This is a genomic window from Methylibium sp. T29-B (assembly GCF_000576225.1).
Classification (GTDB): domain Bacteria; phylum Pseudomonadota; class Gammaproteobacteria; order Burkholderiales; family Burkholderiaceae_C; genus Methylibium; species Methylibium petroleiphilum.
On the sequence record NZ_AZSN01000149.1, the window covers coordinates 1 to 8,568 of the forward strand.

Below are 8,568 nucleotides of genomic sequence, written 5' to 3' on the forward strand. Positions count from 1 at the left end.
GTGGAGCTCGAATCGCATGTAGCATGATTTCGACGGCAGTTTCTTCGCCGATATGCGACGTGACCTCCTTTACAGACTCGTCGCACTCGTAGAGTGCCTGTCGGTAGCGCCCCTGTTTGCTCAAGACCGTGGCTAACCACATGTCGACCCAAGCTTTAACGTAGTACCCCTTGCATTCGCCGACGTAGCGTTGAGCTGTGCGCAGATGAGCCAGGCTGGATTCGAAGTTTGTGTCGGCCATTGCGCCGCATCCCACAACGATATTGCCGATGGCTAGATCGATTGGGTCAGCGTCTGGCCAACGCGATAACCAGCTTCGTGCATACGGAGCGGCTTCCTGGGCGCGATCGCAGAGCGTGGGTATGGTGCACCGTTCGAGCTCAACTGCCTGTCGGATCCGACTCAAGCGTTGCTCATCAAAGCTACTAGCCAACTCAGTCGGCGTGTCGGATGAGGCGAACTCAGCAATCAGTTTGCTGAGAACTGCCCGCGCCTCCGCCGATCGTCGAAGAACTGCAAGTGACCACGCTTGCTTTACTCTGATCTCTGGGAACTGCGATAGCGCGTCCTCGGGAAGCTTATTTGCCCAATAAAGAAAAGTGGAGTGACGCCCCTGATATCGAGCAATTGTTCGGGCGTAGTGATCTATCAACGCGGCAGCATCTTTAACGTTGCCAACATCGAGGCTCAGGTCGATCGCGGCGTCAACCCGGCCGTTGGTAGTTAACCAACTGAGTGCACGTGGGATGTACGAACTAATCTCATCGAACCCGCGGCGGCGTAATCGAACTAGCAAGAAGTCACGAACAATCGGATGCAGAGCGTAAGGAAGCATCGCATCGTTGCTGCGGCTAATCGGCAACGCTCTTCGTTCCAGTTCCGTAAGCAGATCTTCAGCGTCGCTCATGTTGGTGGCCGCAGCAACCAGGTGACTGTTGAACCGCCTGAACATGGCCAGACAGAGCAGCAGTTGTGCCGCACGATCTGACAGCTGCGTGAGAAGCACTTCGCTGAGATACTCAGAAATGGCTTGCGGGCGATCTAGAAGTCCCTGCAGTAGGCAATTCTGGCTTTCTTCGTCGCTCTGAAGTGTCATCGCGATAAGTCGAACGATCGCTGGCCATCCCTCGCTACGCGCATAGATTGCTTGCACTAGCGCTTGTCGGGGCTTGACGCAGTACTGACGAAGAATCTGAGCAATATCTGCGTGGGTAAACGCCAACTGAATATGATCGACAACGTGCAAGCGCCGATCTAGCGCCGCTTCGCTCGAGAGCGGGCTCAGATTTGCTCGGCCACTCAGCACCAGTGCCATACGCTCTGGCTGACGCCGGATCAAGGGGCGAAGGAGGGTTGTCGCTGCGCTGTCCGCCAGCCAGTGCACATCGTCGATGAACAGCACCGTCCGGTCCTGGCGCGAGGCCATCTCGCCAAGCAGTGCCATGATCACGGCCCGCTTACCTCGGTTCCCTACGCCACTTACCAGCGCCTGTGATCGTTCGGCGTCAGTCGGCGAGAACGCGTGCAACAGATCGATCGCAAGCTTGTCTCCGTCTTGGTCGTCGCGATCGACCAGGAGCCAGATGACGCGATACCCGAGTGCGAGAACTTCCTCTCGCCATTCGCACAGTAAGGTCGACTTACCGTACCCCGCGGGTGCGCTGACCGTGAACACGGGACGAGATGCAGTACGGAACGCTGCCGGCAACTTCCAGCGCTCCGGCTTGAGAATCCAGGAGCCTGACTTCTGCATAGCTGTCTCCAACGACGCGTCAATAGTGAGCGACCTTTGATCTCCTAATCACGCAGGTCAGCACGCTTAGCCGTCTTCATTTTTATCGGCGCATTCGATCATACCCCTGTAGGGGTAGGCGCCTGGAGCCTCAAATTTCCACCATATGAAAGTCCGATTTAGGCGAGGAACAGTCAGGGCACGTCCAGTCGTCAGGCACATCTTCCCAGGCCGTACCGGGAGGTATACCGTCCGACGGCATACCCATCTCTTCATCATAGACAAAGGTGCACGTCACACATTGCCACTTCTTAAATTTTCTACTCATGTTGATCATCAGTCTCGATATCGGAGCACGCAATGAAGTCCGGCTTCTCACGGACGGCGCAGATCGGACAGGCCCAATTGGCAGGGATGGCGACCCAACGAGTTCCGGGAGGAAAACCTTCGCTTTTGTCTCCTTTGGCTTCGTCGTATATGTACTCGCAGATTGGGCATCTATATCGTTGTGCCATAGCACTCCTTTGCTTATTTGTGATGGTCGATCTTCCTCGAGGGCCCTGCAATACGCTCTATCGTTAGCGGCGGAACTGCTCGCGTAGCCATAGGATGGATTCATCCATCAGAGCGCGACCTTGAGAGAATGATGTGGCAAAGCAAAGGGTGCCGTGGATTGCGCCTTCGTAGCGGGTATGCGCAACCATGACGTCTGCTCTCTCTAGTGCCTTGGCGAACATCTCGCCCTCGTCACGTAGCGGGTCGAACTCCATTGTTTGCACCAGTGTGGCCGGAAGGCCGGCAAGACTCTTTGCTAGCATGGGCGAGCAGTTCGAGTGGTAGCCGTCAGAAGGTGAGTTTAGGTAATGTCCAAAAAACCAATCCATATCTGCCTTCTCAAGCAGATAGCCTTGCGCGTTCTCAACCATTGAGGTGGATGGAAGTCCTGCGCAGTTCGTGACAGGATAAACAAGGTGTTGCGCGCACAGCTGAGGACCGCCTTCGTCGCGAATGCGCAATGCGGTGACTGCTGCAAGATTGCCGCCAGCACTATCGCCTGATACAGCAATACGCTGAGCATCGCCGCCAATTTCAATGGCATGCTCCCCAGCCCAACGTGTTGCGGCTAAGCAATCGTCGGTTGCGGCCGGAAACTTGCATTCCGGAGCCAACCTATAGCCAACTGATACCACCACAGCGCCTGTGCCGCCACACAGCTCTCGGCAGATGATGTCGTACGCGTCAAGGCTGCCGAATACCCAGCCTCCGCCGTGAAAGTACATCAGGATTGGGAACGGCCCCTCACCTAACGGCGTATAGACGCGGATAGGAATCTTTCTGTCAGAGTCATCGATTGTGAGATCGACAGCGCTAAAGATCGTTGCGCGACTAGCCGGCTGACTTATACAGAGAGCGTCAAATGCATTCCGGCATTCCGCTGGTGTCATTTGATGGAAGGGCTTCGCCCCGGCGGCGGAGAGCGTCTTCAGCAGATCGGCTGCCTGGTTGTTCAGAGGCATCGCATGGACCTTTGGTGGATCTACGTAGGTTCGGCACCCGAAGCTTCTCTCGCTTTGTTCAAGCGTCTCAATCGGGCTCGTCATGAAGGCGTTAAGGAATACGCCTTGGTAACCCCCCGCTTCCTTCGAACGAACGCCAGCGGCGCTGCGTAATTCGCGGTTCGACGACAGCGGGGGGGGGCTACTGGCTAGCCGTTCATAGAACCGGCGTGCGCGTAGCGGTGGAAGAGCTTGTTGCGCTTGCGCGGATCGACGTTGATCTTTGTAATGTCGCCGTCGTACTGCTTCAGCAGCAGCGGATCCATGATGGCCCGATACAGAGGCGGAACATGACAGATCCAGATCATCCCTGGATACCCGGACGGCATCGTCGGTACATTGCTATAGCTGCACAAGGCTTGGTAGCTACGCGTCGGAAACGCATGATGATCGGAATGTCGCTGGACATGGAAATAGATCAGGTTCGATGCGATGTGATCAGTGTTCCACGAGTGCTCGGGTCGAACCCGCTCGTACCGCCCATCGGGAAGCTTCTGGCGCAGGAGGCCATAGTGCTCGATGTAGTCCGCGATCACGAGGAACCAGTAGCCGGTGAAGACAGTGGCCATCAGGTAGGGAACGATGCTCGTTCCGAGCCAGAAGAGAAGTGCGCTAAAGAAAACTAGAGAGATCAATGCTGGCTGAATGAACTCGTTCTCGAGCGTCCAGGGTCCCTTTCCGCTGCGCGCCAAGCGTTCCTTCTCAAGACGCCAAGGTCGGATGAAACCCGTGTACGGAAGCTCACGCAGAGCAAAGGCGTAGATGCTTTCACCCATCCGCGCGGAGCTGGAATCCTCGGGCGTCGAAACGTCTCGATGGTGGCCGCGGTTGTGATCGATCATGTACTGACCGTAAGCTGTTACTGCCAAGCAGATCTTTGACAGCCATCGTTCGAAACTGTCCTTCTTATGGCCAAGCTCGTGGGCCGTCACGATGGCAAGACCATTTGCCAGTCCAACAGAGACGCAAATGCCGGCGTAGCTGACCACACTGAGATCAAGTGTCCCGACTGCCCAAGCGCCCGCAATCATCGCGAGATAGTGAACAGGCACCGTGATAAATGTGAGACGCTTGTAGTAGTTGTCCTCCTCGAGTGCCTGGATGGCGTTTGCCGGCGGGTTTCTCTGACTGGTTCCGATAACCAAGTCGAGGATAGGTATAACGATGAACGTAAGAAAAGGCGCTAGCCAGTAGTAGGCCGCCTCTCCGGTAATCTGTGCCGCTGCGATTCCGATAACGGGCAGCATTGGCCACAGAACCCCAATTGCCCATGCGTATCGCTTCCTGTCGCGGTACTTGGGTTCGCCGTGCCCGTCGCCTGTCTTATTTGGCAAGGTCGTGATCATTTGACGTTACTCCTAGATCGATTGCTCGGGTCATCCGCGACTGCTTTGTGGATGACGATCTGGCGGTAGTCGCTCTAGGGCGGCTGCCTCCGTGGCGAGGACTTTGATCTACGGAGGTCGGATCCGCCCCCTCCCGGAAGGGATGTTGTTGGGGGGGAGCCAGTGGCGCGTCGTGGGACGGGGTGCTTCTAGGCGGTGCGACGGCCCGCGATGCGCCTCGGTGAAAGCCGTCGACGGTTGCTTTCCGCCGGCCCGATCGACGTCGGGTGGGTCAACCTCCTCCCAAAGCCATCACCTTTGAGAGGGGCGGCTTGAGCTGCGCCTGCTTGATCATCGCTGCGGACTCGGGGGCCAATTTGGTGCATGACCCGCGATGCCGGTAATCGCTTCACGGCGAACGAAGTTGCAAGTTGCGTAGGTGAAGGCCCACGCTACATGCTAAGTCCTGCATATATCAATATGAGGTGATTCGATGGCTGCAATTGAAAAGCTTTCGCTCGAGCAGAGAACGGATGTAATTGAATCAAAACTTGCGATTCAGGAGCTCGTGTACGGGTATGCCCTCGCCTGGGATCGACGTGACGTTAATCATTTGCTGTCAATCTTTCACGAGGATGCTGATTACTTGATGCCTGGGCTTTTTGGTGAGTATCACGGTTGGACGGAGATCCGTCGTGCATACGACGAGATTAATGTTGCCGTGCCTGATACGTGGCACTTCACAACTAATCTCATCGTGAAAGTTGACGGTGACCGCGCTACCGGTATTTCTGAAGCGAACGTGCACGCAACCGAGGCAAATGGGCGTGCGATCCGGCTGGCTGTTGCCTACCTGGACAACTACGAACGTCGAGCCGGCCGGTGGGCCATCAGTCGCCGCATGGTCGAAACCCACTACATAACCGGCCTTCTGCAGGCATGGGGACTCTCGAAAGAGTCGAAGTTCCCGAAGAACTAGGCTGGCGCATCGCTTGTAACTGGAAAGGATAGAAGATGAAGAACGTTCTGACCGAGGCTGGCGCCAGTCGGCGCGATGAAAGTGCTGAGTACGATGCCATCGTTATCGGCGCCGGCTTTGCCGGGATGTACATGCTCTATCGGCTGCGTCAGCTGGGAATGCGAGTGTGCGTCTTTGAGCGGGGGACGATGTCGGCGGCACTTGGTATTGGAACCGGTATCCTGGTTGCCGGTGTGACATTGAAAGCTTGAGCTACTCATACTCGTTCTCTCCTGAGCTCGAGCAGGAGTGGAACTGGACTGAGCGCTATGCTGCTCAGCCCGAAATCCTGGAGTATGCAAAGCATGTAGCGGACCGCTTCAACCTGCGGACTGATATCCGGTTTGGAACGACGGTCGTAGGTGCTGCTTTTGATGACAAAACCAGCGAGTGGGAAGTCGTTACAAGTGATGGAGTTAGCACGCGTGCGCAGTTTCTTATTTCAGCCGTTGGTTGTCTTTCGGCAGGAATCGTCCCGGAGTTCCCGGGGATCGGCGAGTTTAAGGGGGCCTGGTATCACACCGGAAGCTGGCCGCATGAACCGTAGATCTATCGGGTAAGCGGGTAGGGCTGATTGGTACTGGTTCGACGGGGATTCAATTCTCGTCTGCAATTGCGAAATCTGTTGGGCACCTGACAGTCTTCCAAAGAACTCCAAACTACAGCGTGCCATCCTGCAATGCTCCGCTTGAGCAAGAAGAACTCGCTGAGGCTAAGGCCAACTATCGCAGCATGCGCGCTCATTGCCGATATTCGAAGGTTGGTATTCCGTACATTGGAAACGAGAAGAAAGCGATTGAGGATTCAAAGACTTCGCGCGAGCAAAACTTCGAAACAGCATGGAATGGTGCTGGATTCTGCTTCGTGCTCAGCTATAGCGATATTTTGCTCGATCTGGAATCCAACAAAACGGCTGCTGATTTTGTCGAGAAGAAGATTCGTGGAACCGTCAAGGACCCGGCGGTCGCGGATCTTCTGGTGCCGCACGGATACCCGCTCGGAACAAAACGGTTGTGTGTCGACAGTGGTTATTATCAAATATTCAACCGCGACAACGTGAGTTTGGTTGATGTGCGCAAGTCGCCGATTCAGTCGATTACCGCGGCAGGCGTAAAGACCCTCGACAAGGAGTACGAGCTCGACGTCTTGGTTTTTGCGACTGGTTATGACGCAATCACAGGTCCACTTCTTAAGATGGACATTCGTGGCCGCAACGGACGGCAGCTTAGGCACAAGTGGAGCGAGTGGCCCCAGAGCTACTTGGGTCTAATGATGGAGGGGTTTCCGAATCTCTTTACGATTACAGGCCCGGGGAGTCCGTGCGTGCTTGTGAACATGATTGTTTCGATTGAGCAGCACGTCGAATGGATTGCTGACTGTATCGCCTCGATGGAAAGAGAGGGGAAGAAGACAATCGAGCCTGATATTAAGGCTGAAATCAGTTGGAGCGATACGGTAGACGAGATTGCAAATTCGACTCTCTATCCGCACACCGACTCGTGGTATACCGGTAAAAATGTGAATGGCAAGTCGTCGAGATTCACGCCGTATGCCGGTGGGATGGGGCCGTACCGACGCTTCTGCGAGGAAATCGTAGAAGATGGTTATCGTGGATTTCACTTTGACCTTGGTGTGAAATCTTAGCGATAGGCGTTCGGGGGTAAATACTATTTGCGAAAGTGTTGGCTGATTGGCGGCGAATGGATTCGATCTTTCATGAGGCGAAGCCAGTTCCGCCTATCGGCTGCACTTTTGTTGAATCTACTTTGTCTGCCTCTCTACTGCCGATGATTGAGCAATGGTCGCAGCCACGATACAGGCTGCTAGAAAGATCGCTCGCTGGTACTAGTGGTTCGGCAATCGAGCAAGCATTGCTGTTTCATGCGGGACAAGGGATCGCCGTCGCCCATGTATGGGAGTCAACGCCTGGATTCGTTGTACCGCCGTCGTATCGGCGCTTCGAGCGCTTTGAAGTCGCCTGCGAGAGCTCCGCTGCAGTTGGTCTGCCGGTCAATGTTCTTAGGTTTGGTAGGGGTCTGGTGCCACAAGGCCCCGGAGTTGTGAACCTTAGTCTTGCTTGGCGAACGCAGGCTATGAAATGGTCGCGTCTTGAAACTGTGTACGCAGCGTTATGCCAGATGCTCCAAGGTGGACTTGGTACGTTCGGCATCTTGGCGACGGAGCAGGCAGTGCCTGGTTCCTTCTCTAAAGGCCACTATCATCTCGCTGTAGATGGTCGTAAGGTCGCGGGAACAGCGCAGTATTGGCGACGTATCAGCAACTCCGAGCAAGTTGTGCTTGCTCACGCCTATCTTTTGGTCGATGCCGACCTTGAGACGCTAGTTCGTCAGGCGAATGAGTTCGAAGCCGTGGTCGGTAGCAACCGCGTCTATGTGGCAGATGCCATTACCAACGTTGCTTACGGAGCTAAGGCTCGAGGTAGATCTTTCTCGATGGGGGGCACTCGGCGGCGCATCACGCCATCACATGTGCAGCGTTTGCTACAGCACATTGCCAGTTCCAGCGCAGTGCTGTGTTAACTGGTTCTTCATTGTCTGAGGCGTCTGCTTCCCGAGCGACGCTAGGTTGGTGAGGCGGTGAGCTTGCTCTCTCCAATGTGAAGCTCTCATTGATCTCGTGGGCTGTTCGTTGCCGATCTAGTGCAGCACCCTCGGTGAAGGCTACGACAGCGTTCTTCCGGCGCGGCCGTTGGCCAGGTTGTACTCCAACGAGATCGCAGTTTGATGTAGCGCCGAAGCGGTAGTTCGCATGGCTGTATCTGCTGATCTCATGTCTGGCCGGATACGCGGAACCCATACCAATTGACTCTGCGAAGTTCCGGGTGACCGCTACCCCTTGTAGGGGGTATCGCTGGTTGTTCGGAACGCGGCAGCTTCGCTGCACCATGTGTGCGGACATTCTTGTGCCTGTGCGCGC

General features: G+C 55.5%; 10 protein-coding genes. 5 read left to right on the forward strand and 5 right to left on the reverse strand.

Translation table 11 applies throughout. The features are described 5' to 3' along the window. From Y694_RS23655 to Y694_RS17590, 5 genes are all read right to left on the reverse strand, one after another. The coding region (locus tag Y694_RS23655) for an AAA family ATPase (RefSeq protein WP_409072491.1) at positions 1 to 1,753 on the reverse strand (1,753 nt) is incomplete at its 3' end. 130 nt (positions 1,754 to 1,883) lie between these two features. Continuing rightward, complete coding sequence (locus Y694_RS23660; protein WP_081771353.1) at positions 1,884 to 2,060, reverse strand: rubredoxin; 177 nt, start codon at positions 2,058 to 2,060, stop codon at positions 1,884 to 1,886. Beyond that, on the reverse strand, positions 2,053 to 2,247 hold the full coding sequence (locus Y694_RS23665; RefSeq protein WP_081771352.1) for a rubredoxin: 195 nt from the start codon (positions 2,245 to 2,247) through the stop codon (positions 2,053 to 2,055). The genes Y694_RS23660 and Y694_RS23665 overlap by 8 nt, the downstream gene beginning before the upstream one ends. Positions 2,248 to 2,310: 63 nt before the next feature. After that, positions 2,311 to 3,249, reverse strand: coding sequence for an alpha/beta hydrolase (locus Y694_RS23670; protein WP_036234876.1), 939 nt, complete (start codon positions 3,247 to 3,249; stop codon positions 2,311 to 2,313). Between the two features lie 188 nt (positions 3,250 to 3,437). After that, positions 3,438 to 4,634 carry an alkane 1-monooxygenase gene (locus Y694_RS17590; RefSeq protein ID WP_036234879.1) on the reverse strand — a complete coding sequence of 399 codons (1,197 nt, stop codon included), beginning with the start codon at positions 4,632 to 4,634 and terminating at the stop codon, positions 3,438 to 3,440. 472 nt (positions 4,635 to 5,106) lie between these two features. Here Y694_RS17590 and Y694_RS23675 point away from each other — a divergent pair, with 472 nt between their 5' ends. The 5 genes from Y694_RS23675 (at position 5,107) to Y694_RS23680 (ending at position 8,171) form a co-directional block, all read left to right on the forward strand. Then, positions 5,107 to 5,592, forward strand: coding sequence for a nuclear transport factor 2 family protein (locus Y694_RS23675; protein ID WP_081771350.1), 486 nt, complete (start codon positions 5,107 to 5,109; stop codon positions 5,590 to 5,592). Positions 5,593 to 5,627: 35 nt separating this feature from the next. Then, positions 5,628 to 5,843 carry an NAD(P)-binding protein gene (locus Y694_RS26835; RefSeq protein WP_275452076.1) on the forward strand — a complete coding sequence of 72 codons (216 nt, stop codon included), beginning with the start codon at positions 5,628 to 5,630 and terminating at the stop codon, positions 5,841 to 5,843. Further along, positions 5,840 to 6,178, forward strand: coding sequence for a hypothetical protein (locus tag Y694_RS26840; RefSeq protein WP_275452075.1), 339 nt, complete (start codon positions 5,840 to 5,842; stop codon positions 6,176 to 6,178). The genes Y694_RS26835 and Y694_RS26840 overlap by 4 nt, the downstream gene beginning before the upstream one ends. Before the next feature lie 119 nt (positions 6,179 to 6,297). Further along, positions 6,298 to 7,275 (forward strand): NAD(P)/FAD-dependent oxidoreductase, encoded by a 978-nt coding sequence (locus Y694_RS26845; RefSeq protein ID WP_275452074.1) that lies wholly within the window; start codon positions 6,298 to 6,300, stop codon positions 7,273 to 7,275. 56 nt (positions 7,276 to 7,331) lie between these two features. Beyond that, positions 7,332 to 8,171: a lipoyl protein ligase domain-containing protein gene (locus tag Y694_RS23680; RefSeq protein ID WP_231497749.1), complete on the forward strand. Its 840-nt coding sequence runs from the start codon at positions 7,332 to 7,334 to the stop codon at positions 8,169 to 8,171. Positions 8,172 to 8,568 lie beyond the last annotated feature (397 nt).